Below are 22,814 nucleotides of genomic sequence, written 5' to 3'. Positions count from 1 at the left end.
CCCCTTGCTCTAGCTCCGTTATCGCTCATAGCTGGAAGCCCTCTGATGCTGGTGATCCACCGCCGAATCGCCCCCCAGGCCCAATGGGCCGCCGAGCTGCGGCTCAACTTCGAAGCCCGCAGCAAAAGCCGTCTGCGCTGTTTCAGTGCCGACGGCGAAGACGTCGGCCTGTTTCTGGAGCGTGGCCAGCCACCGCTGCATGACGGCGAATACCTGCAGGCTGAAGACGGCCGGGTGGTACGCGTGTGCGCACGGCCAGAACAGCTGCTGCACGTTACCTGCAGCAGCGCGTTTGAACTGACACGCGCCGCCTACCACCTGGGCAACCGCCACGTGGCCCTGCAAGTCGGCGATGGCTGGTTGCGCCTGCTCGATGACTACGTGCTCAAGGCCATGCTTGAACAGTTGGGCGCGCAGGCCGAAACCATCGAGGCGCCGTTCCAGCCGGAACACGGTGCCTACGGCGGCGGCCATCATCACTCGCGCCATGGCGATGAAGACTTCAACTACCCGCCCAAACTGCATCAATTCGGCGTGCGTACATGAATCCAGCCTGGGCATTGCTGCGCCTGGCCAGTCCGCAATTGCCGATTGGCGGCTACAGCTATTCCCAGGGCCTGGAAATGGCCGTGGACAACGGCCGCGTGCCGGATGCCGCCAGCGCACGCCGCTGGATCAGCGACCAGTTGCTGCTTAACCTGGCGCGCTTCGAAGCGCCGCTGCTGCTCGCCCACTGCCGTGCCGCCGCTGTTGATGACTGGTCGCAACTGGCGCACCTGTGCGAAGAGCACCGCGCCAGCCGTGAGACCCGCGAGCTGTACCAGGAGAGCCGGCAGATGGGCTACTCGCTGCAGCAACTGCTCAATGGCTTGCCCGAACTGGATGACGCGGCCCGAGACTTTCTCGCTCTGCGCGCCGAACCTCACCTGGCCCTGGGCTGGGCCCTGGCCGCGCGCGCCTGGCACATCAGCCCCGACGACGCCCTCGCCGCCTGGCTGTGGAGCTGGCTGGAAAACCAGTTGGCGGTGCTGATGAAAACCCTGCCCCTGGGCCAGCAAGCCGCGCAGCGCCTGACCAGTGAACTGCTGCCGCTGCTGCAGCAGGCCCAGCAGGACGCCGCGCGCATCGACCCCAACTCAACAGGCAGCGCCGCGTTCGGCCTGTCTCTGGCGTGCATGGCCCACGAGCGCCAATACAGCCGCCTGTTCCGTTCCTAAATTCCCTTGATGTGGAGAAGCACATGAACTCACAACCCCTGCGTGTCGGCATCGGCGGCCCGGTGGGCTCCGGCAAGACCGCCCTCACCCTGGCCCTGTGCCTGGCGCTGCGCGATCGCTACAACCTGGCCGTGGTCACCAACGATATTTATACCCGCGAAGACGCCGACTTTCTGGTGCGCAACCAGGCCCTGGCGCCGGAGCGCATCATCGGTGTGGAAACCGGCGGCTGCCCACACACGGCGATCCGCGAAGACGCCTCGATCAACCTCGAAGCGGTCGACCAGCTCAACCGGCGCTTTCCCGGCCTGGACCTGATCCTGGTGGAGTCCGGCGGCGACAACCTGTCGGCCACCTTCAGCCCGGAACTGTCAGACCTGACTATCTACGTGATCGATGTGTCGGCCGGCGACAAGCTGCCGCGCAAGGGCGGGCCCGGTATTTGCAAATCCGACCTGCTGGTGATCAACAAGATCGACCTGGCGCCACTGGTGGGCGCCTCGCTGGAGCTGATGAACAGCGACACCCAGCGCATGCGCAACGGTAAACCTTTTGTGTTCAGCAACCAGAAAACCGGCGTCGGCCTGGACGAGATCGTCGCCTTCATCGAACGCCAGGGCCTGCTGACCGCCGCCTGATCAACCCTTTACGGAGCCTGTTTATGAGCCTCAACAAACTGTTCGCCGCCGCCGCACTGCTGCTGGCCCCTGCCCTGGCCTTCGCCCATCCGGGCCATGGCGACAACGGCCTGGTGGCCGGCATCAGCCATCCTCTGGGCGGCATCGACCACTTGCTGGCCATGCTCGCGGTGGGCCTGTGGGCCGCCCAGCAAAAAGGCGCGGCACGCTGGGCGCTGCCGTGCACCTTCGTCGGCACCATGCTGATCGGCGGCGTGCTGGGGTTTGAAGGCCTGGCATTGCCGGCGCTGGAAAGCGGCATCGCCGCCTCGGTGCTTGCACTGGGCCTGGCGGTGGCGCTGGCGGTGCGTCCGCCGCTGTTTGTGGCAGTGGGCGCGACGGCGCTGTTTGCGCTGTTCCACGGCGTGGCGCATGGCCTGGAACTGCCGGAGATGTCCAGCCCCTGGGCGTACGCGGCGGGGTTTGTCGGTGCGACGGCCATGTTGCATGCCGCCGGTTATGCCGTGGTGCGCGTGCTGCCGGCAGCGGCGGCGCCGTTGGTGCGGGTGGCTGGGGCGGCTTCGGCGGCGACTGGCGTGTGGTTGCTCGCGGGCTGATTTCGGCACCTGTGCCGGCCCCATCGCAGGCAAGCCAGCGCCCACATTTGAGCGGATTCGCCATTCAAAAATGTGGCAGCGGGCTTGCCCGCGATAACGGTGGCGCAGACACCACCGCACCCAAGCCTGCTACCATGCGCGCCTACACCCCTGCCGTGACGACGCCAGCCGATGCCCAGCGCTTCCCAACCGCTTTTGAATACCGTGCTCAACCATTTCCATGATCTGATCGTGCCACTCTGGCAAGGCCCGGGCTGGAATGCCGAGCTGGCGCTGCCTTACGAGGCACTGGACGCCGATCACCAGCCCTTGCCGCCCCAGCGCTACCGCGCCATGGCCTGCGCCCGTCAGTTGTACCTGTTTGCCAGCCTGATCGGCGAGCCCGAGGCCGATTTTGCGCACGCGCGCGCAGCTGCGCTGTTCCGCTCCCTGCAACAGCACTTCCATGACGCCGAACACGGCGGCTGGTTCTACAGCATCGACCCGGCGGGCCAACCGCTGGATACGCGCAAAGACCTCTACACCCATGCCTTCATCATCTTCGCCTGCGCCCATTACTGGGCCAAGGTGCGCGAGCCGCTGGTGGCGTCGGTCCTCAATGCCGCGCTCGAAGTGGTTGCCCAGCGGTTCGCCAGCGGTGACGGCCTGTACGACGCGGTGCTGGAGCGCGACTGGTCGTCACTCTCGTCCGGCCCGCTGCAAAACCCGTTGATGCACCTGGCCGAAGCGTTCCTCGCCACCCTGGCGGTGCGTGAGGACGCACACGTGCAAACCGCCCTGCTGAACCTGGCGACGGCCATGCAGCAGCGCTTCATCGACCCGGGGCACGGCGTGATGCTGGAAAAGCCGCTGGGCGCTGTGGACAACTGGTTCGAGCCGGGCCATCAGTTCGAATGGTTCTTCCTGCTCGACTCATCCGAGGTGCTGCGCGGCACGCCGCTGCATGCATCGCTCAGCCGGGCGTTTGTCTACGCCGAGCAAAAGGGTGTGGATAAGCTGAGCGGCGCCGTGAGCGGCATGCTCGACCTAGACGGCAATGTGCGTGACGGCACTCAGCGTATCTGGGCCCAGGCCGAATACCTGCGCGCGCTGACGTTGCGGCCGGGCAGCGAAGCGGTGTTGCAGCGCCAATTGCTGGCGCTGCAAGACCATTTCCTGCATGCAAAAGGCTGGCATGAATGCCTGGATGCCAAGGGTGTCGTGAGCCGACGGGATATGCCGTCGACCACCCCTTATCATTTGGCGACTTGCTATCAGGGGCTGATCAAGCATCTGCGCTGACCTTTCGGGCCTCATCGGGGGCAAGCCCTAATGCCAGTCAGTTAAGCGCAGCTCCCCTGTGGGAGCGTCGGTGCGACGATTCGACTTGCCCGCGAAAGCGGTGGGTCAGTCAACATCAATGTTTGCTGGGCCGACGCCATCGGGAGCAAGCCCCCTCCCACATTTTGTACAGCGTTCGGCAGACCATTTCGGTCGGCTCTCAGGCCGCCGCGCTCTTGATCTTGATCTTAGGCGCCCCGTCAAACACGCTGGCTTAACTGAACGGCATTAGGGCAAGCCCCCTCTCACACTTGACTGTGCTGAATGTGGGAGCTGGCTTGCCTGCGATTGCCTCACCGCGGTCTAACCGGCCTCATGCAATCCACTTGCGATCCCCGGTAAAGCTGATCGTCAGCCAACGCGCCGCATCCGGCGTGCCGAGCCCTGTGGATATCTCTTCGCGCAGCCTGTCGAAGGTGGCCACGTTCTCCACCGGGTAATCCGCCGGCAACACCACATGAATTTCGATAAACCGCGCGCGCCCGTGCTTCTGCACGTAGGACACGTAGTCGTCGAAGCCATGTCTGGCCTGGGCCGCGTCCATCACTTCACGCACCTTGTCGTCCAGGTGATCCGGAGCGATCCCCAGCACCTCGCGCAACGCCGGACGCAGGATCTTGAAGGCCGGCGCCAGCATGCTCAGGGCCAGCAGGATCAGGATGGCCGGGTCGACATACACGGCCCACTCGCCATAGCCCCGGGACTTGAGCAACAGCGCGGCGAGGAAACTGAACAGCAAGCCTATCGACAGCATCGCGTCCACCAGCCAGCTGATGTTGTCGAACTGGATCAGCGATGATTTGAGCGTGCGATTGCGGTAGCGCACATAGAAGAAGTAAGCGAACTCGACGACGGTAAACACCGCTGCATAGATGATCACCAGCCCCAACTCGATCTCGCGCCCGCCGTTGATAATGCCGAACACCCCGTTGAGGAATGCATAGAGGGCGATCAGCAGCAGGAAACTGCCTTCGATCAACAACACCATCGGCTCCAGGTGCCAATAGCCGAACTGGAAACGCTCGTTGCTTTTCCTGGCGATCAGCTTGGCCGTGATCAGCATCAACACCTTGATGGCGGTGGCGATCAGCGAGAAGAAGCCGTCGAACAGAATGGACTGGGCGCCGGATATCACACCCGTGACAATCCCGGCGATCGCGACCGCGAACATCAGAATCGTCGATTGTTTGAGCAGTGCCTGCTCACCTCGGTTACTCACATTTCCTCCCGTCAAAACCTTTGAACCGCCGGGTGCGGTGGGGTTTTCAGGGTGGGAGTGTACCTTATGGCCTGTTTTGGCCGATTTGACGCCATCGGGGGCAAGCCCGCTCCCACAGGGGACTGAGTTCTCACATTCAGACGTGTGAACACCGTCAAGTGTGGGAGGGGGGCTTGCTCCCGATGGCAACGACCCGGTTTAAAGCCTTACTTACCGCCCCGTTCAATCGCAAACCCAGCCCAGGTCTGGCTCACCGGCATCAGCTCCAGGCGGTTGATGTTGACGTGCGCCGGGGTGTTCATCACCCAGAAGATCGTGTCGGCGATGTCCTGCGGCTGGATCGGCTCGGCGCCGGCGTAGGTGGCGTCATAGCGCGCCTGGTCACCACCGAAGCGCACCAGCGAAAACTCGCTCTCACACAAGCCCGGCTCGATGTTGGTCACGCGCACGCCGGTGCCCTGCAGGTCGCAACGCAGGTTCAGCGAGAACTGCTTCACGAACGCCTTGGACGCGCCATACACGTGGCTGCCCGGGTAAGGGTAGTTGCCGGCGATGGAGCCCAGGTTGATGATGCCCGCGCCTCGCCCATGGGCAATCAGGCGCGGCAGCAGCAGGTTGGTGGTGGTCAGCAGGCCCTTGATGTTGGTGTCGACCATGGTCTCCCAATCGTCGAGGCTGCACTTGGGCGCAGGGTCGGTGCCCACGGCCAGGCCGGCGTTGTTGATCAGCCCGCGCAGGGTCGCGAACGACGGCGGCAGGTTGGCGATGGCCTCTTCCATGCCCTCGCGGTCACGCACGTCCACCACCAGGCCGTGTACTTCGGTCTGCTTGGAAAGCTCTTCGACCAGCGCATTCAAGCGTTCGGCACGGCGACCGGTGAGCACCAGTTTCCAGCCGGCCTCGGCAAAACGACGGGCACAGGCTTCGCCGAAACCTGAGGTGGCGCCAGTAATAAACAACGTGTCGGACATGGTGGTCTCCTTGCGAACATCGGGAAAAAGTTGCCAGCAGAATGCCCGTACACGGCGCTTGCGGCAACCGCCAGGCAGACCAACTGATCATTTTTTGATCAATTGATTCAACGCCTTATGAACCGTGGCTTGCAGCCATATGCGCGCAGGTTATCCACAACTGCGCCCACAGTCTTTGGGGGCAAGTCGAAAAGGCTCCAGGCCGCTGTACACAAGGCCCGCAGGCGATTTTAGAAAGTTTTTTGCTTGACCTGGACCGGGCCGTATGTAGGCCTGGGTGAAAAGGCAAAAACCGAACGATGGCTCCAGGCCAGTTAATCCGGCCCCTACGGAGGTCTTTCCAGAGTTTAGTCACAGACTTATCCACAGGCTGATCCGACATCAATCGGTCATATACCTGTGTCTTTAAACAGGTTGACAAACCCCTCGACAGGCCACGAAAAAACCGCTGATCAATAAACGACCACCGCGCTGAAAGCCACGGCGTTAAAGGCTTTCAGCCAGCTACACCCACGTTACCCACAGCCGGTTCCACAGCGAATGGGGACAAGTCAAAACTGTGACAAAACAGGGATTTGCGGCGGCTATATGTCGCGGTTTGGAGGGCGGCTGGATTTGTTTTCCACAATTTCGAAAGGGGTCTTGCGGACCACACAAAACCCGTGTGGGAGGGAGCAAGCCCCTCCCACAGCGATCAGTGCCCGCCGAGGTAGGCGCTGCGCACGTCCTCGTTCACCAGCAACTCCTTGCCGGTGCCCGTCAGGCGAATCTCGCCGTTGACCATCACATACGCGCGGTCGGACAGGCGCAGCGCGTGGTTGGCGTTCTGTTCCACCAGAAAGATGGTCATGCCGGTGGCCGCCAGCTCGCGCAGCGTGGAGAAGATCTGCTTCACCACAATCGGTGCCAGGCCCAGGCTCGGTTCGTCCAGCAGCAGCAGCTTGGGCCGGCTCATCAGCGCACGGGCGATGGCGAGCATTTGCTGCTCGCCGCCGGACATGGTCATGGCGCGCTGGTTGCGCCGCTCCTTGAGCCGTGGGAACAGCTCGAACATGCGCTGCATGTCTTCCTGCGCGAACTTGTCGCCGATGGGGATGGTGCCCATCAACAGGTTTTCCTCGACCGTCATGTCGGGGAACACCCGCCGCCCTTCCGGCGACTGTGCGATGCCATTGGAGGCGATGTAGTGGGACGACTTGTGGGTAATGTCGACGCCGTTGTACAGAATCTGTCCGGATTCTGCCCGTGGCTGGCCGAAGATCGACATCAGCAGCGTGGACTTACCCGCGCCGTTGGAGCCGATCAGGCTCACGGTTTCGCCTTCGTTGATGTGCAGCGAGACTTTTTTCAGGGCCTGGATCGGGCCGTAGAACACATCCAGGTCCTTCATTTCGAGGATAGGCCCACTCATACCAGCTCCTCTTCGTCGGCGCCCAGGTAGGCGGCAATCACTTTCGGGTCGTTGCGGATCGCTTCCGGCCCGCCTTCAGCGATCACGTTGCCGTGGTCGAGCACCACGATGTGGTCGGAAATACTCATCACCATGCCCATGTCGTGTTCGATCAGCACCACCGTGAGGTCGTGTTCGTCGCGCAGCAGGCGAATCATCGCGCTGAGGGCTTCGGTTTCCTGCGGGTTAAGGCCGGCGGCCGGTTCGTCCAGGCAGATGATCTGCGGCCGCGTGCACATGGCGCGGGCGATCTCCAGGCGGCGCTGCTGGCCATAGGAGAGTTCGCCGGCGAGGCGATTGGCGCAGTCCACCAGGTCGACCACTTCCAGCCAGTAGAAGGCGTGGTCGAGCGCATCGCTTTCGGCCTTGCGGTAGCCCCTGGTGTTGAGGATGCCCGCGAGCATGTTGCGGTTGACCCACATGTGCTGGGCCACCAGCAGGTTCTCCAGCACCGACATTTCCTTGAACAGGCGAATGTTCTGGAACGTACGGGCCAGGCCTGCGCGGTTGACCAGGTGGGTGCCGCCGAACATCTTGTAATACACACGGCTGAAGAAGCTTTTCGGCGACACGAAGTCGACGGCCTTGAAGCGTTCGCCGAGCAGTTGGATCACGTTGGTCTGCTTGCCGCGGATGTTGAGCTGGATCTTGCCGCCACTGGCCTTGTAGAAGCCGGTGAGGCAGTTGAACACGGTGGTCTTGCCGGCGCCATTGGGGCCGATCAGGGCGAAGATCGAGTTGCGTTCGACCTTGAGGCTCACATCGCTCAAGGCCTTGATGCCACCGAAGTGCATCATCAGGTGTTCCACGGACAGAACGACTTCCTTGCTCATGGCGCCACTCCTTTGCGTGGGGTCACACCGGTTCGGCTGATGCGGATCAACCCGCGTGGTCGCCAGATCATCATCACCACCATCAACACGCCAAACAGCAGCACGCGGTATTCCGAGAAGCTGCGCAGCAACTCAGGCGCCACGGTCAATACGAACGCCGCGATCACCACGCCCACCGTCGAACCCATGCCGCCCAGTACCACGATGGCGAGGATCAGCGCCGACTCGAAGAAGGTGAACGACGACGGGTTCACAAAACCCTGATAGCTGGCAAAGAACACCCCGGCCAGGCCGGCAGTCGATGCACCGATGGTGAACGCCGAAAGCTTGACCAGCACATGGTTCAGGCCCATGGAGCGGCAGGCGATCTCATCTTCACGCAGGGCTTCCCAGGCGCGGCCGACCGGCATGCGGGTCAGGCGGTGCTTGATGTAGAGCACGGCCAGCACCACCAGGAACAGCACGATGTAGATGAACAGGAATTTGATGTTTGGGTTGTAGTCAATGCCAAAAAATTCGTGGAAGGGTATCCCGCCGTCCTTCGCGCGCCGGCCGAACTCCAGGCCCAGGAAGGTCGGCGACGGCACGGGCATGCCGTTCGGCCCGCCGGTGAACGACAGCCAGTTGTTGAGCACCAGGCGGATGATTTCACCGAAGCCAAGCGTCACGATGGCCAGGTAGTCACCGTGCATTCGCAGCACCGGGAAGCCGAGTATGCACCCCGCTAACGCCGCCGCGATGGCTGCCAACGGCAGCACCGTCCAGAAGCCCAGGCCGAGGTATTGATAACCCAATGCCAGGCCGTAGGCACCGATGGCGTAGAACGCCACGTAACCGAGGTCGAGCAGACCGGCCAGGCCGACCACAATGTTCAGGCCCAGGCCGAGCAGCACGTAGATCAGTCCGAGGATCACCACGGTGAGCAGGTACTTGTTGGCGAAGATCGGGAACACGATGGCGATCACGATCAGCGCCGGGATGATCCAGCGCAGCCGCGATTTATAGTCCGGCGCCCGCACGTGCACGCCGGAGCCGCTGCTTTCGAAGCCCTGCAGGATCTTCAGGCCCCTGGGGGTTTGCAGGAACAGGCTCATGGCAAAGCGGCCGACCATCACGATGGCCACCAGCAGGCCCACGCGGGCCGGTTCCAGATTGAAGCTGTAGCCGTCGAGGACCACGCCGACGATCGGACCGAACACGATCAACGAAATCAGCCCGGCAAGGATCGTATCGACCACACTTTTCTTGATATCGATAGGTTTGGCAGCAGACATGTTTACACCTTAGCCACGAGTGGGCGACCCAGCAGGCCCTGGGGACGGAAAATCAGAATCACCACCAGCAGGGAGAAACTGAACACGTCTTTGTAGTCGGAGTTGATCAACCCGGAGAACAGCGACTCGGAAATCCCCAGGATGATCCCGCCGAGCATCGCCCCAGGCAGGGAGCCGATGCCGCCGAGCACCGCTGCGGTAAATGCCTTGATGCCGATGATGAAGCCGGCATAGAAGTCGAAGGTGCCGTAGTTGAGGGTGATCAGCACGCCGGCCAACGCAGCCATGGCGGCACCGATGACGAAGACATAGGAGATCACGCGGTCGGTGTTGATACCGAGGATCGAGGCCATCTTGCGGTCTTGCTGCGTCGCGCGGCACATGCGGCCCAGCTTGGTGTACTTGATGATGTAGGTGAGCAGGGCCATGCCGGCAAACGCCGCCACGAGAATGAACACTTTGGTGTAGGTGAGTTGCACGAACCCGCTGCCGATATCGACGCGCCAGGCGCCGGCCAGCAGGGTCGGGATGCCTTGTTGCTTGGCGCCCTGGGCGATCTGTGCGTAGTTCTGCAGGATCAGCGAAATCCCGATGGCGCTGATCAGCGGGGCCAGTCGGGTGGAGTTGCGCAGCGGTTTGTAGGCAACCCGTTCGATCACCCAGCCGTACACGCCGGTGACGACCACGGTGAAGATCAGGGTGCCGAGAATGAGCAGCGGGAAGGATTCGATGCCGAAGTAAGCCAGCAGTGCCAGACTGATCGCCGCGAGGTACGCGGAGATCATATAAACCTCGCCGTGGGCGAAGTTGATCATGCCAATGATGCCGTAGACCATTGTGTAGCCGATGGCGATCAGGCCGTAGACCGACCCGAGGGTCAGGCCGTTGACCAGTTGCTGCAGGAAAATACCATCCATAACGCAAATCTCACGCGGTGAGCACCTGCACACCGGGTGGGTGTGCGGCGCTTCTGGAGGAAAAAACAGATCTCGATAACAGCCCCGTCTCCTGTGGGAGGGGGCTTGCTCCCGATGACGGTGGGTCAGTCATGCAGGTGTTGCCTGACATACCGCTATCGGGAGTAAGCCCCCTCCCACAGTGGAGCTGTGGTGCTCAGGCTTACTTCTGTTTTTCCAGCTGGTGGTATTTGCCGTCTTTATCCCACTGGTAAACCACGTAGTCGGAGATTTTCAGGTCGCCCTTGGAATCCCAGGCTTTTTCGCCCATGACGGTTTTTACCGGGTGAGCCTTGAGCCACTTGGCAGCGTCTTCGCCCTTGTTGGACTTGGCGCCATTGAAGCCGGCCGCCAGCGCCTGGACCGATGCGTAGGCGTACAGGGTGTAGCCTTCCGGCTCGTAGCCGCTCTTCTGGAACTCTTCCACGACGGTCTTGCTGTCCGGCAGTTTGCGCGGGTCGGCACCGAAGGTCATGTACACACCGTCCACGTACTGCTTGCCGCCGGCGGTGGCGACCAGTTCGTCGGTGACGATGCCGTCATCGGACATGAACTTGACGTCCTTGAGGCCCGCTTCACGGATCTGGCGCACCAGAGGGCCGGCTTCGGGGTGCAGGCCGCCGAAGTACACGACGTCGGCGCCGGTGGAGCGAATTTTGGTGACCAGGGCGCTGAAGTCTTTCTCGCCACGGGTGAGGCCTTCTTCCAGCACCGGCTTGACGCCGCGCTTGGTCAACTGGGCAGCGGTGGCGTCGGCCAGGCCTTTGCCGTAGGTGTCCTTGTCGTTGATGACCGCGACTTTCTTGCCCTTGAGCACATCGACGATGTAGTCGCCGGCGACGACGCCCTGCTGGTCGTCACGCCCGCACATGCGGAACATCGCGCCCAGGCCACGTTCGGTGACTTGCGGGTTGGTGGAGCCCGGCGTGATCGCAATGATGCCGGCCTCGTCATACACCTCGGACGCCGGGATGGTGTTGGAGGAGCAGAAGTGCCCGACCACGCCGATCACTTTGTCCTGGTCGGCCAGGCGGTTGGCCACGGCCACGGCCTGTTTGGGCTCACACGCATCATCGCCAGCCACCAGCACGATTTTTTCGCCGTTGATGCCGCCGGCCTTGTTGATCACATCGGCCGCCGCCTGGGCACCTTTCATGTACTGCTCACCGAAAGCGGCGTTGGCGCCCGTCATCGGGCCCGCCACGCCGATTTTCACATCAGCTTGAACAAACGTAGAAACACCCAGCGCCGCTGCAACGGCGAGGGCCAGAAAACCTTTCTTGTAAAACGTCTGGGACATGAGTGGTGCTCCGTATTTTTGATTTTAGGCACGACGACTTGCATTCCATCCTTTCACCGAAAGCTCAGAGCAAGCCGCGTGCCATTACTTTTTTATTCTTCAAAAAGACACCGTGTCATTGTTATTGCAGGCGTTTCGGCGCCGCTTGCCAGTACGTGCAACCCTCTGGCAGGCATAGGTGCAACCAGCAGGCAAAAAAAGTACAACCCGACCCGGTGGCACCTGCAACCGGACCCGCAAACGACAGCGCCTGCACCTGTAACAACAGGCGTAACGGAACTGCACATTTACAGTGCGCGATTGCTACGACTTGCACCAATACAGATGGGAAGCCTGCCAGGAAGAGGCAGGCTTTTACACGCCAGGTCGCTGTTCAGATCACGATTCGCAGGCATTGCCCGGCGTGATACAGCGAGAATCCCGCTTCATACAGACAACTGCGCACGCCCACACCAGCCAGCGGCTGCATCGGCGCAAACGGTATCGGCAAGGCCTGGGGATTCTGGTGACACAGGTAATCGGCAAACGCCTTGCCGACCACACTGCCGGTGGTGACGCCGCGCCCGTTATAGCCGGTGACGGCGACCAGGCCCGGCGCCGGTTCGAACAGGCGCATCAGGTGATCCGGGGTAAACGCGATGCAGCCGGTCCAGGTGTATTCCCACTGCACCGATTTGAGGTACGGGAAGTAATGCTGTTGCACCCGATCAGCCCACGCCTTGAGGAACCAGCCCGGCTTCTGATTGCCGTTGCCCAGGCTACCGAGCAACAGGCGGCCATCGGCATCGCGGCGAATGCTGCTGAGCACCTGACGGGTGTCCCATGACCCCTGGCCACCGGGGAGGATTTGCCGGGCGGCATCATCGGTGAGCGGCGCAGAGGCGACCTGATAGTAATAACCGGGGAAAAAATTGCGCCGCAACTCAGTCCATTCGCCTTCGGTGTAGGCATTGGAGGCGATCACCACCTGGGCCGCCTGTACCGAACCCTGGGCCGTCTGCACCGACCAGTTCGCGCCCTGGCGCTCCAATTGTGTCACCGGGGAATGGTCGAACATCTGCCCGCCCAGGCCGGCCGCGGCATTCGCCAGCCCCGTGGTGTACGCCATCGGGTTCAACGTGCCGGCGCGCTTGTCGAGCAGGGCGGCGGAAATTTTGCGGGTGCCGGTGGCCTGTTCACAGGCCTGACCGGTCAGCAGCTCGACCGGCGCGCCACGGCGCTTCCATTGTTCCTCACGACTGCGCAAATCCGCCTCGCCCCGGGCGTTGTGCGCCATGTGCAAGGTGCCCTCGCGGCGCAATTGGCAATCGATGTTGTATGTGTCGACCAGGCTGAACACCAGCGACGGCGCCGCACCCAGCATACGGTTGAGCTGGCTGCCCACCGCTTCGCCAAAACCGGCTTCGATCTCGTCCGGCGGGATCCACAGGCCCGCATTCACCAGCCCGACGTTACGCCCAGAGCCGCCGTGGCCGGTGCGATGGGCTTCGAGCACGGCGACGCTTTTGCCCTGCTCCAGCAGGTGAATGGCTGCCGACAACCCGGTGATGCCTGCGCCGATCACGCACACATCCACCTTGACCTCGCCCTTGAGCGCGGCGCGGTCGGGCCGGCCGGGGGTGAGGTGTTCCCACAAACATGCTTCGCGCAGTGCCATTGCCAGACTCCGATGAGACCCAACAAACAACCATTCTTGATGTGCAAATGCGATCAACTGTGGGAGCAAGCCCCCTCCCACATTGACCGCGCTCCGCCTTGGGGAATCAGTCGAAGGTGATGCCCTGCGCCAGCGGCAGCTCCAGCGAGTAGTTCACGGTGTTGGTCTGGCGACGCATGTACCCGCGCCAGGCATCCGAACCCGATTCACGCCCGCCGCCCGTTTCTTTCTCGCCGCCGAACGCGCCGCCGATCTCCGCGCCGCTCGGGCCGATGTTGACGTTGGCGATGCCGCAGTCGCTGCCCACCGCCGACATGAATTGCTCGGCTTCGCGCACATCAAGGGTGAAGATGCACGACGACAGGCCCTGGGGCACGGCGTTGTTCAGGCGCAGGGCTTCGGCAAAGTCACTGTAGCCGACCACATAAAGGATCGGCGCGAAGGTTTCGGTGCACACCACGTCGCTCTGCTCAGGCATTTCCACAATGGCCGGGGACACGTAGTACGCATTGGGGAATTTGTCCTGCAACTGGCGCTGGCCGCCGAACACCTTGCCGCCTTCGCTCAACGCCTGTTCCAGGGCGTCCTGCATGGCGTCGAAACCGTGTTTGTCGATCAGCGGGCCGATCAGGTTGCCTTCCAGCGGGTGGCCGATGCGCACCTTGGAATAGGCGGCCTTGAGGCGGGTGACGATTTCCTCCTTGACCGACTCATGGGCGATCAGGCGGCGCAGGGTGGTGCAACGCTGGCCGGCGGTGCCGACGGCACTGAACAGGATGGCGCGCACCGCCATGTCCAGGTCGGCGCTGGGGCCGAGGATCATCGCGTTGTTGCCGCCCAGCTCGAGGATGCTGCGGGCAAAGCGTGCGGCGACTTTCGGCGCCACTTCGCGGCCCATGCGGGTGCTGCCGGTGGCGCTGATCAGCGCCACGCGTGGGTCATCCACCAGCGCGGCGCCCGCATCGCGACCACCGATGATCACCTGGCAGAGGTACTCCGGAGCGCCGTCGAAGGTCTTCAGCACGCGCTCGAACAATGCCTGGCAGGCCAGGGCGGTGAGCGGGGTCTTTTCCGACGGTTTCCAGATCACCGCATTGCCGCACATCAGCGCCAGGGCGGTGTTCCACGCCCACACGGCCACCGGAAAGTTGAACGCACTGATCACGCCGACCACGCCCAGCGGGTGCCAGGTTTCACGCATGTGGTGGCCGGGACGCTCGGAGGCGATGGTCAGCCCGTAGAGCTGACGCGAAAGGCCGACGGCGAAGTCGCAGATGTCGATCATCTCCTGCACTTCGCCCAGGCCTTCCTGGGTGATCTTGCCGGCTTCCCAGGACACGAGTTCGCCGAGGTCGGCCTTGTATTGGCGCAGCACATCACCAAACTGGCGCACCAGTTCGCCGCGACGCGGTGCCGGCACGTTGCGCCAGGCGTCGAATGCATGCTCGGCGCGACTGACCTGTTGCTCCACCTCGGCGGCACCTTCCCAGTGCACACTGCCGATCACGCTGCCATCAATCGGCGAATGCACGGGCTGTTTACCCGCCTGGTACAGCGCCGGGCTCACCCCGAGACGATCAAGCAATGCGGCAACCATGGGTCACTCCTTCAATCTGCACACAAAAAATCGCGCCGCCACACGCACGGCAATTCAGGGCCTATTTGTAGCTGGCCCAAGACTTGCCAACAAACGACGATTAGGCGAGATATCATTCCGTTTATTCATGCAAAGAATAAAAAGAGGCGTGCCGTGCTGAACAAACGCTATTTGCCCTCGATCACCGCCCTGCAGTGCTTCGAAGCGGCCACCCGCCACCTGAGCTTCACCCGCGCCGCCGAGGAACTCAACCTCACGCAAAGCGCGGTGAGCAAGCAGGTGGCGCAGCTGGAAGAGTTGCTGCAACACCTGTTGTTTCGCCGGGTGCGGCGCCGCCTGCAGATGACCCCGGCGGGTGATCTGTACCTGGTGGAAGTGCGCAAGATCCTCACGCAGGTGGAGATGTCCACCCATTACCTGCGCTCCTACGGCGGCGAGACCGAAGTGCTGCGCGTGTCCACGCCCTACACGTTCGGCGCGCGCTGGCTGGTGCCGCGCCTCAAGGGCTGGCGTTTGCGTCACCCGCAGATTCATCTGGACCTGTGCAACGAGCAGGAACCGGACGAACTGCTGCAAGGCAAGGCCGATATGGCTTTCTACTTCGGCCAGGGCTCGCGGCCCGGCACCGAGAGCCTGAAGCTGTTCAGCGAGGAACTGGTGCCGGTGTGCGCCCCGGAAAGCCTGCCCGCGACGCCGTTCACCGACCCCACACAATTGAGCGACCTGGTGCTGCTGCAAAACGCCTCACGCCCGCAGGGCTGGCATGACTGGTTCGCCGATCAGGGGCTTCATACCGAACACAGCTACCACGGGCCACGTTTTGACACCTTCTACATGTGCATTCGCGCCGCGCAGGTGGGGTGCGGTGTGGCGCTGTTGCCGAGGTTTCTGGTGGAAGAGGAACTGGCCGAGGGCAAGCTGGTAATTCCCTGGCAGCATGCGATGCCCAGCCAGGATGCGTATTACCTGGCGTATCCGGAGCATTCGGCAGAGGTGCCCAAGGTGCGGGAATTTGTGAAGTGGATGATGGAGCAAGTCATTTAGTGCGTGGAATACCGCTATCGGGAGCAAGCCCCCTCCCACAGTTGACCGTGTACTCATGTGCCAACCCGGTCAAGTGTGGGAGGGGGCTTGCTCCCGATAGCGCCAGTGGCCTCAGCAAAAAAAATCGCTGGCAAAACCCTACAGGTCTATGCGCCACTAGCTCTTTCCTCAATTATGCGTAAAGGCCGGCGCCCATCGCCGACCCGTCTGGAGATTCCCGTTATGAGCGAGAGTGTGTTTGCCGATCGCATCGTGCAGAACCTGCTCGACACCGACTTCTACAAGCTGACCATGATGCAGGCGGTGCTGCACAACTACCCGAACGTGGACGTTGAATGGGAGTTTCGTTGCCGCAACAGCGAAGACCTGCGTCCGTACCTGGCGGAAATCCGCTACCAGATCGAGCGCCTCGCCGAACTGAGCCTGAGCCCCGACCAACTGGGCTTTCTGGAACGCATCAGTTTCATGAAGCCGGACTTTTTGCGCTTCCTCGGGCTGTTCCGCTTCAACCTGCGCTACGTGCAGACCGGTATCGAAAACGGCGAGTTGTTTATCCGCCTGCGCGGGCCGTGGCTGCATGTGATCCTGTTTGAAGTGCCGATGCTGGCGATTGTCAGCGAAGTGCGTAACCGCTACCGCTACCAGAGCGTGATCCTCGAACAGGCGCGCGAGCAGCTGTATCGCAAATTCGACTGGCTGACCGCCCATGCGAGCAGCGAGGAGCTGGCGGAGCTGCAAGTGGCGGATTTCGGCACGCGCCGACGCTTTTCCTACCGCGTGCAGGAAGAAGTGGTGAGCGTGCTCAAGCACGATTTCCCCGGGCGCTTCGTGGGCACCAGCAACGTGCACCTGGCCCGCGAATTCGACATGAAGCCGCTGGGCACCATGGCCCACGAGTGGATCATGGCCCACCAGCAACTCGGCCCGCGCCTGATCGACAGCCAGATCGCCGCGCTCGACTGCTGGGTGCGCGAATACCGTGGCCTGCTCGGCATCGCCCTGACCGACTGCATCACCACCGACGCGTTCCTCGGCGACTTCGATCTGTACTTCGCCAAACTCTTCGACGGCTTGCGCCACGACTCCGGCGACCCGGTGCAATGGGCCGAAAAAGCCATCGCCCACTATCACAAACTGGGCATCGAGCCGATGAGCAAGACCCTGGTGTTCTCCGACAGCCTGACGTTGCCCAAGGCGCTGGAGATATTCCGTGCGCTGCGCGGTCGCATCAATGTGAGCTTTGGTATCGGCACCAACCTGACCTGCGACATTCCAGGGGTGGAGCCGATGAGCATCGTGCTTAAAATGACCGCCTGCAATGGCCAGCCGGTCGCGAAGATTTCCGATGAAGCGGGCAAGACCCACTGCACCGACCCCAATTTCGTCGCCTATTTGCGTCACGTTTTCAAAGTACCTGCCCTATCCAGCAAGGAGTGAACCATGCAAGCCGTACAGCGTGAAATTGCGCAGCAGCTCAAGGTCCAGGCGCCGTTCAACGACCAGGCGGCCCTTGAGGCCGAAGTGGTCAGGCGCATAACGTTTATCCAGGACTGCCTGCGCAATTCCGGACTCAAGGCCCTGGTGCTGGGCATCAGCGGCGGCGTCGACTCCCTCACCGCAGGCCTTTTGGCCCAGCGCGCGATGCAGGAACTGCGCGCCAGCAGCGGCGACGAGGCCTATCGCTTTATCGCGGTGCGCCTGCCCTACGAAACCCAGTTCGACGAACTCGATGCCCAGGCTTCGGTCGACTTCATCAACCCGCACGAGCGCCACACCGTGAACATCGGCCCGGCGGTGAAAGCCCTGGCCACTGAAGTGTCGGCGTTTGAAGACAAGCCCGCCGCGTCCCGCGACTTTGTGCTGGGCAACACCAAGGCGCGCATGCGCATGGTGGCGCAGTACACCATCGCCGGCGCGGCCGGTGGCCTGGTGATCGGCACTGACCATGCGGCAGAAGCGGTGATGGGTTTCTTCACCAAGTTCGGCGATGGCGCCTGCGACCTGGCCCCCTTGAGCGGGCTGGTGAAAAACCAGGTGCGCGCGATTGCGCGTTACTTCGGCGCGCCGGAGTCGCTGGTGGAGAAAGTGCCGACGGCGGACCTGGAAGATTTGTCGCCGGGCAAGCCGGATGAAGCGTCACATGGCGTGACCTATGCCGAGATCGATGCGTTCCTGCACGGTGAGCCGGTGCGCGAAGAGGCGTTCCGGATTATCTGCGAGACGTATCGCAAGACCGAGCACAAGCGGGTGATGCCGTTTGCGCCGTGAGGTGAGTCAGGTAGTTTTGTGTTGACTGTCAGATAGTCATCGGGGGCAAGCCCCCTCCCACACTTGGAATGCGGTCGAATGTGGGAGGGGGCTTGCCCCCGATGAACGATAACGCGGTGTTACTTGACCACCACCGTACCTTTCATCATCGAGATGTGCCCCGGGAACGAGCAGAAAAACGCGTAGTCAGTACCCGCAGCCAGCTTCGACACATCAAAAGTCACCGAATCCTTCTCACCGGCACCGATGATCTTGGTGTGCGCGATGATGCGCGCATCACCCTCTTTCAGGTAGCTCTTGTCGATGCCAGCAGCCATGCCTTCGCTGGCGACCGGTTGCATATCGGCCGCGCTGGTCAGCACCCAGTTGTGACCCATAACGTTTTTCGGCAGGTTGCCGGAGTGAGTCAGCTCGACGGTGAATGTCTTGCAGCTCTTGTCGATGGTGATTTCCTGGGTGTTGAAGGACATCTGATCGGTGGAATCAACAGTGACCGCGCACTCTGCTGCAAGCAACTGGCCGCTGGCCAGAGTCAGCAGGGAAACAGCAACGATTTTGGCAAACATGTGAATCTCCATGGCAAGGTTTTAAAACGCGTAATACCGCAAAGGGCGCCTCAGACGGGCTTGAATTCTTATGATCTGCACCGGCAGATTGTATACAACTTTAGGCTATCAGCCTGCTCAGCACAATCTGCCAGCCGCCAACCGCGCCGCTAAGCTGCTACCATAGCGACCCAAAGGCAGCTGCGCGCCGCCCCCCTCCCCTTCGACCCTAGAGGATCGCCCATGGCCAAACCTAATTACTCCTTCGCCAAACGTCAGAGAGACTTGGCCAAGGAACAGAAGAAAGAGGAAAAACTGCAACGCAAAAAAGCCGCTGCAGACGAAGAAGCCGGTGGCGAGACCCCGGATGCAGATGCTGAAGTAACGAGCGACGAGAGCGAAACACCAAAAGATCCGGCTGAATAAGTATTCCCCACACTGTGGCAAGCGCGCTTGCCACAGTTATTCCAGCGGCATCACCGTCACCCGCACCTCCGGGTCATGGCTCCCCCCTCCCAGAATCACCCCCCGCAACGGCGACACATCGGAGAAATCCCGGCCCCAGGCCAGGGTGATGTGCTCCAGTGCCGGCTGCACGTTATTCGTCGGATCAAAATCGACCCAGCCCGACACCGGGCAAAACACCGAAACCCACGCGTGGGACGCGTCGGCGCCGATCAGCCGTGGCTGGCCGGGCGGCGGCTGGGTGAGCAGGTAGCCGCTGATGTAGCGCGCCGGCAGGCCACGCGAGCGCAGGCAGGCGAGCATCAGGTGGGCGAAGTCCTGGCACACGCCGCGTCGACGTTCCAGCACTTCCACCAGCGGCGTGGCGACCTGGGTGGCCTCGGCATCGAAGGTGAACTCGCTGAAGATCTTTTCCATCAATGCCTGCGTGCCTACCAGCAACGGCGCGCCGGGCGGGAAACAGCTGGCGGAGAACTCGACGAACGTTTGTTTGAGGTGCACGTAAGGCGATTCGAACCGGTAGCGACAGGCTTCGATCCGCTCTGGCGACAGCGGCTGGCTGCTGTAGGCCAGGCTGTCACGGGTGCGGTCCCAGGCCGGCGACTGCCGAAAATCCAGCGCCGGCCGCGCCAGCACTTCCACGCTCAGGCTGGCATTGACCAGCAATTCATCGTGAGGCCGCTCGAACGCCAGGCGGGTGATCGGGTTGCCGAACACATCCAGTTCATCGCGCCGCGAGGACGGCTCGGGGCTGATGTCCAGTTGCTGCGAGCTGCAACGTTGCCAGGCGCAAGGCCGGGGCCACAGGTGGGCCAACTGCTGGGCCAGGGACACCGGGCTGTCGTAGTGGTAGTGGGTATCGTGAAAAATCTGATAGCGCGCGCTCATTACACCGACACCGTTTGCTGGCTGACATCATCTACATGGGCAAAATGGCGCAGGGCCAGGCGATCCGAGACTTGCCCGCTCTCATCGGCGACCGCCTGCAACAGGTCGGCCAGACCGTTCAGTGCGGCGCGCACACCGGGCTCGCCGAACAGCGGGTTCTCCAGGCACGCCAGGTCGAAACGCGCCAGACGCTCCACCAACGGCGCCAGGCCGGTTTCGCGCGGCACGCCGAAGTCGTCGTTCAAGCGGCGCAAGGTACGGCTCACCAGTTTGAGCTGGAACAGCACCGCATGGGGGTTCTGCTCATCGAGCAGCAACAGGTCGAGCACCGGGATCAACTGCGGCACTGCCAGGTAGCGCGAGCGGTAGGTGATGCTGCTGTTGCCCAGCTCCAGCAACCACTCAAGCCCGGCCTGATCGAACACCGCCACGCCGCGCAGGAACGCTGCCAGGCTGCTGCTCAGGAACTGCAGGCGCTCGATGCGCCGCCCCATCATCAGAAAGCGCCAGCCTTCGTCGCGGGTCATGTCGTCCAGGGCAAAGCCGGACAGCGCCGCCAGGGACATCACCAGGCGGTTGAGGAAGTCCAGCAGCTCGCCCACATCCGCAGCGTCGCGCTCCAACTCCATGGCTTCGCGCTGCAGCTCCACCAGCGCCTGCCAGTTTTCGCGGGACAACTTGCCGCGCACCTGGGACGCCGCCCACTGCAAGCGTTGCAGGTTGGCGCGCAGGCTCGACGGCCAGTCATCTCCCAGCAAGGCCGCGAGCAGGCGCTCCGGCAACTCGCCCTCCTCCGGCAGCAGCCGCAGGTTTTCTCCCAGCTCCACCGCCGCCTGCAAGGCCAGCGGGTCGTCGCCGTCGACATAGCGCGCGAGCACGATACGCAACCAGCGCGCGCTGTTATCGCAGCGCTCGCAATAGCGGCCGAACCAGAACAGGTTCTCCACCACGCGCGAGGGCAGATAAGGGTCTCGGCGCACCAGGTCATGGGCGCCAATTGTGCGTTGTGCACGCCACAGCTCACCAGCGGCGGCGCGCTCGCCGAGCACCCAGGTGTCCTTGCTCGCGCCGCCGCGCTGCATCGACACCACTTCAGCGTCGGCATCGGCCGCCACGCGGGTCAGGCCGCCGGGCAGCACGCGATAACCGTCCTCACTGGCCACGGCGTACACGCGCATGCCGATGGCGCGGTGTTGCAGGTGGTCGTCGACGGTGTGCCACACCGGCGCCTGGGACAATTGCGCCAGCTCCTGGGCGACGTAGGCGTAGGGCCGCGCGCGCATGCGCTCGGCCAGGGCCTGGCGTTGTTCGGGGTTGAGGTCGCGGCCGAATACCGGGGCGAAACTCTGCGAGGGAAACGCCGGTTTGATCAGCAACTCGGGCAGTTTCTCCAAGGCTTTGGCCAGCACCGGCGCCTCGCCGCACCACCAGGTGGCAATCGACGGCAGGATCAGTGTTTCGCCGAACAGGAACTCGTTGATCTTCGGCAAAAAGCCGAGCAGCCCAGGGGACTCCAGCACACCGCTGCCCAGGGCATTGGCCACCAGCACATTGCCCTGGCGCACGGCGTCGAGCAGGCCGGGCACGCCGAGCGCCGAGTCGGTGCGCAGCTCCAGCGGGTCGCAGAAGTCATCGTCCAGGCGGCGCATGATCGCGTGCACCCGACGCAGGCCGCTGAGGGTTTTGAGAAACACGGTGCTGTCGCGCACGGTCAGGTCGCCGCCTTCCACCAGCGGGTAGCCGAGCTGGCGGGCCAGGTACAGGTGTTCGAAATAGCTTTCGTTGAAGCGCCCCGGGGTGAGCAGCACAATCAGTGGCGGCTGGTTGTCGCCCGGTGCCTGGCGCGCCAGGGTTTCCTGGAGTGTGCGAAAAAAACCGGTGAGGTGCTGCACTTGCAGGTCGCGGTACAGGTCCGGGAAGGCGCGGGACACAATGGTGCGGTTTTCCAGGGCGTAGCCGGCGCCCGAGGGGGCCTGGGTGCGGTCGGCCGTCACCCACCAGCGACCATCCGGCGTACGCGCCAGGTCCACCGCGTACAGGTGCAGAAACGCGCCGTCCGGCGGCTGGATGCCCTGGCACGGCCACAGGAAGTTGTTATGCCCGAACACCAGCTCGGCCGGCAGCAGGCCTTCGGCAATCAGGCGTTGCGGACCGTACAGGTCGGCGAGCACGGCGTTGAGCAGGCGCGCACGCTGGGCGATACCGGCCGCCAGGTGCTGCCATTCATCGGCAGCCAGCACATGGGGCAGCAGGTCCAGCTCCCACGGGCGGTCGGCGCCCTTGGGGTCGGCGTAGACGTTGTAGGTCACGCCGTTTTCCTGGATCTGCCGGGTCAGCAGCGCCTGGCGCTGGGCCAACTGGTTGGGCGTGCTGCGTTGCAGGTGGTCGAGCAGGCGCTGCCAATGGGCACGCACGGCACCGCTGTCATCCAGCAGTTCGTGGTAGGTGCCCGCGGTCAGCGGGTAACGGTCGAGCAAATCGGACATGGAACGCTCGGCAGGGCAAAGGGGGGTCAGTGTAATTCAAACTTGCCGCAATCCAATGTAGGAGGGGGCTTGCTCCCGACGGCGGCGGAT

21 protein-coding genes are annotated in these 22,814 nt (G+C 62.8%); 9 read left to right on the top strand and 12 right to left on the bottom strand.

Features of this window, described 5'->3' with window-relative positions:
- Positions 1 to 45 precede the first annotated feature (45 nt).
- From ureE to LUB09_RS09190, 5 genes are all read left to right on the top strand, one after another.
- The gene (gene ureE / locus LUB09_RS09210; RefSeq protein WP_231422406.1) at positions 46 to 546 is read left to right on the top strand and encodes an urease accessory protein UreE; all 501 of its coding nucleotides are present in this window, start codon (positions 46 to 48) and stop codon (positions 544 to 546) included.
- Entirely contained in the window at positions 543 to 1,217 is a 675-nt protein-coding gene (locus tag LUB09_RS09205) for an urease accessory protein UreF (protein WP_231422405.1), read from the top strand. The genes ureE and LUB09_RS09205 overlap by 4 nt, the downstream gene beginning before the upstream one ends.
- Positions 1,218 to 1,240: 23 nt before the next feature.
- On the top strand, positions 1,241 to 1,855 hold the full coding sequence (gene ureG / locus LUB09_RS09200) for an urease accessory protein UreG (RefSeq protein ID WP_003236172.1): 615 nt from the start codon (positions 1,241 to 1,243) through the stop codon (positions 1,853 to 1,855).
- A 23-nt stretch (positions 1,856 to 1,878) separates the two neighbouring features.
- Positions 1,879 to 2,451, top strand: a complete 573-nt coding sequence (locus LUB09_RS09195) for a HupE/UreJ family protein (protein WP_209987979.1) — start codon at positions 1,879 to 1,881, stop codon at positions 2,449 to 2,451.
- A gap of 171 nt (positions 2,452 to 2,622) precedes the next feature.
- The gene (locus LUB09_RS09190; RefSeq protein WP_231422404.1) at positions 2,623 to 3,732 is read left to right on the top strand and encodes an AGE family epimerase/isomerase; all 1,110 of its coding nucleotides are present in this window, start codon (positions 2,623 to 2,625) and stop codon (positions 3,730 to 3,732) included.
- A 352-nt stretch (positions 3,733 to 4,084) separates the two neighbouring features.
- Here LUB09_RS09190 and LUB09_RS09185 read toward each other — a convergent pair whose 3' ends face one another.
- The 9 genes from LUB09_RS09185 to amaB all read right to left on the bottom strand — a co-directional run bounded on the left by LUB09_RS09185 (position 4,085) and on the right by amaB (position 15,028).
- Complete coding sequence (locus LUB09_RS09185; RefSeq protein ID WP_231422403.1) at positions 4,085 to 4,990, bottom strand: cation diffusion facilitator family transporter; 906 nt, start codon at positions 4,988 to 4,990, stop codon at positions 4,085 to 4,087.
- 206 nt (positions 4,991 to 5,196) lie between these two features.
- A complete protein-coding gene (locus tag LUB09_RS09180) occupies positions 5,197 to 5,961 on the bottom strand; it encodes an SDR family oxidoreductase (protein WP_231422402.1) in 765 nt (254 codons plus the stop codon).
- 694 nt (positions 5,962 to 6,655) lie between these two features.
- The gene (locus tag LUB09_RS09175; RefSeq protein ID WP_209987966.1) at positions 6,656 to 7,372 is read right to left on the bottom strand and encodes an ABC transporter ATP-binding protein; all 717 of its coding nucleotides are present in this window, start codon (positions 7,370 to 7,372) and stop codon (positions 6,656 to 6,658) included.
- Entirely contained in the window at positions 7,369 to 8,244 is an 876-nt protein-coding gene (locus LUB09_RS09170) for an ABC transporter ATP-binding protein (RefSeq protein ID WP_209987963.1), read from the bottom strand. Before LUB09_RS09170 ends, LUB09_RS09175 begins: the two co-directional genes overlap by 4 nt.
- Entirely contained in the window at positions 8,241 to 9,518 is a 1,278-nt protein-coding gene (livM, locus tag LUB09_RS09165; RefSeq protein WP_231422401.1) for a high-affinity branched-chain amino acid ABC transporter permease LivM, read from the bottom strand. The genes LUB09_RS09170 and livM overlap by 4 nt, the downstream gene beginning before the upstream one ends.
- A 2-nt stretch (positions 9,519 to 9,520) precedes the next feature.
- Positions 9,521 to 10,435 carry an ABC transporter permease subunit gene (locus LUB09_RS09160; protein WP_003236186.1) on the bottom strand — a complete coding sequence of 305 codons (915 nt, stop codon included), beginning with the start codon at positions 10,433 to 10,435 and terminating at the stop codon, positions 9,521 to 9,523.
- 202 nt (positions 10,436 to 10,637) lie between these two features.
- Positions 10,638 to 11,774, bottom strand: a complete 1,137-nt coding sequence (locus tag LUB09_RS09155; protein ID WP_057009736.1) for a branched-chain amino acid ABC transporter substrate-binding protein — start codon at positions 11,772 to 11,774, stop codon at positions 10,638 to 10,640.
- 373 nt (positions 11,775 to 12,147) lie between these two features.
- A complete protein-coding gene (gene amaA, locus LUB09_RS09150) occupies positions 12,148 to 13,431 on the bottom strand; it encodes an L-pipecolate oxidase (RefSeq protein WP_231422400.1) in 1,284 nt (427 codons plus the stop codon).
- A gap of 106 nt (positions 13,432 to 13,537) precedes the next feature.
- Positions 13,538 to 15,028 carry an L-piperidine-6-carboxylate dehydrogenase gene (amaB, locus tag LUB09_RS09145; protein WP_231422399.1) on the bottom strand — a complete coding sequence of 497 codons (1,491 nt, stop codon included), beginning with the start codon at positions 15,026 to 15,028 and terminating at the stop codon, positions 13,538 to 13,540.
- Positions 15,029 to 15,181: 153 nt separating this feature from the next.
- Here amaB and LUB09_RS09140 point away from each other — a divergent pair, with 153 nt between their 5' ends.
- The 3 genes from LUB09_RS09140 to nadE all read left to right on the top strand — a co-directional run bounded on the left by LUB09_RS09140 (position 15,182) and on the right by nadE (position 18,340).
- Entirely contained in the window at positions 15,182 to 16,072 is an 891-nt protein-coding gene (locus LUB09_RS09140; RefSeq protein WP_209987952.1) for a LysR family transcriptional regulator, read from the top strand.
- Positions 16,073 to 16,294: 222 nt separating this feature from the next.
- Positions 16,295 to 17,509, top strand: coding sequence for a nicotinate phosphoribosyltransferase (pncB, locus tag LUB09_RS09135; RefSeq protein ID WP_209987948.1), 1,215 nt, complete (start codon positions 16,295 to 16,297; stop codon positions 17,507 to 17,509).
- Positions 17,510 to 17,512: 3 nt separating this feature from the next.
- A complete protein-coding gene (gene nadE, locus LUB09_RS09130; RefSeq protein ID WP_057009741.1) occupies positions 17,513 to 18,340 on the top strand; it encodes an ammonia-dependent NAD(+) synthetase in 828 nt (275 codons plus the stop codon).
- Positions 18,341 to 18,459: 119 nt separating this feature from the next.
- On the opposite strand, the gene azu is transcribed toward nadE, so the two are convergent.
- Positions 18,460 to 18,906: an azurin gene (gene azu / locus LUB09_RS09125; protein WP_231422398.1), complete on the bottom strand. Its 447-nt coding sequence runs from the start codon at positions 18,904 to 18,906 to the stop codon at positions 18,460 to 18,462.
- Positions 18,907 to 19,128: 222 nt separating this feature from the next.
- On the opposite strand from azu, the gene LUB09_RS09120 reads away from it, so the two are divergent.
- Positions 19,129 to 19,311 carry a hypothetical protein gene (locus tag LUB09_RS09120; protein WP_209987942.1) on the top strand — a complete coding sequence of 61 codons (183 nt, stop codon included), beginning with the start codon at positions 19,129 to 19,131 and terminating at the stop codon, positions 19,309 to 19,311.
- A gap of 36 nt (positions 19,312 to 19,347) precedes the next feature.
- On the opposite strand, the gene LUB09_RS09115 is transcribed toward LUB09_RS09120, so the two are convergent.
- Positions 19,348 to 20,238 (bottom strand): transglutaminase family protein, encoded by an 891-nt coding sequence (locus LUB09_RS09115; RefSeq protein WP_209987939.1) that lies wholly within the window; start codon positions 20,236 to 20,238, stop codon positions 19,348 to 19,350.
- Positions 20,238 to 22,724, bottom strand: coding sequence for a circularly permuted type 2 ATP-grasp protein (locus LUB09_RS09110; protein ID WP_231422397.1), 2,487 nt, complete (start codon positions 22,722 to 22,724; stop codon positions 20,238 to 20,240). The genes LUB09_RS09115 and LUB09_RS09110 overlap by 1 nt, the downstream gene beginning before the upstream one ends.
- Positions 22,725 to 22,814 lie beyond the last annotated feature (90 nt).

This window comes from Pseudomonas sp. Leaf59 (genome assembly GCF_920984685.1).
In the GTDB taxonomy this organism is placed as follows: Bacteria; Pseudomonadota; Gammaproteobacteria; order Pseudomonadales; family Pseudomonadaceae; genus Aquipseudomonas.
The sequence above is the reverse complement of the archived record's forward strand: the minus strand, read 5'-3'. Positions and strand labels throughout refer to the sequence as shown.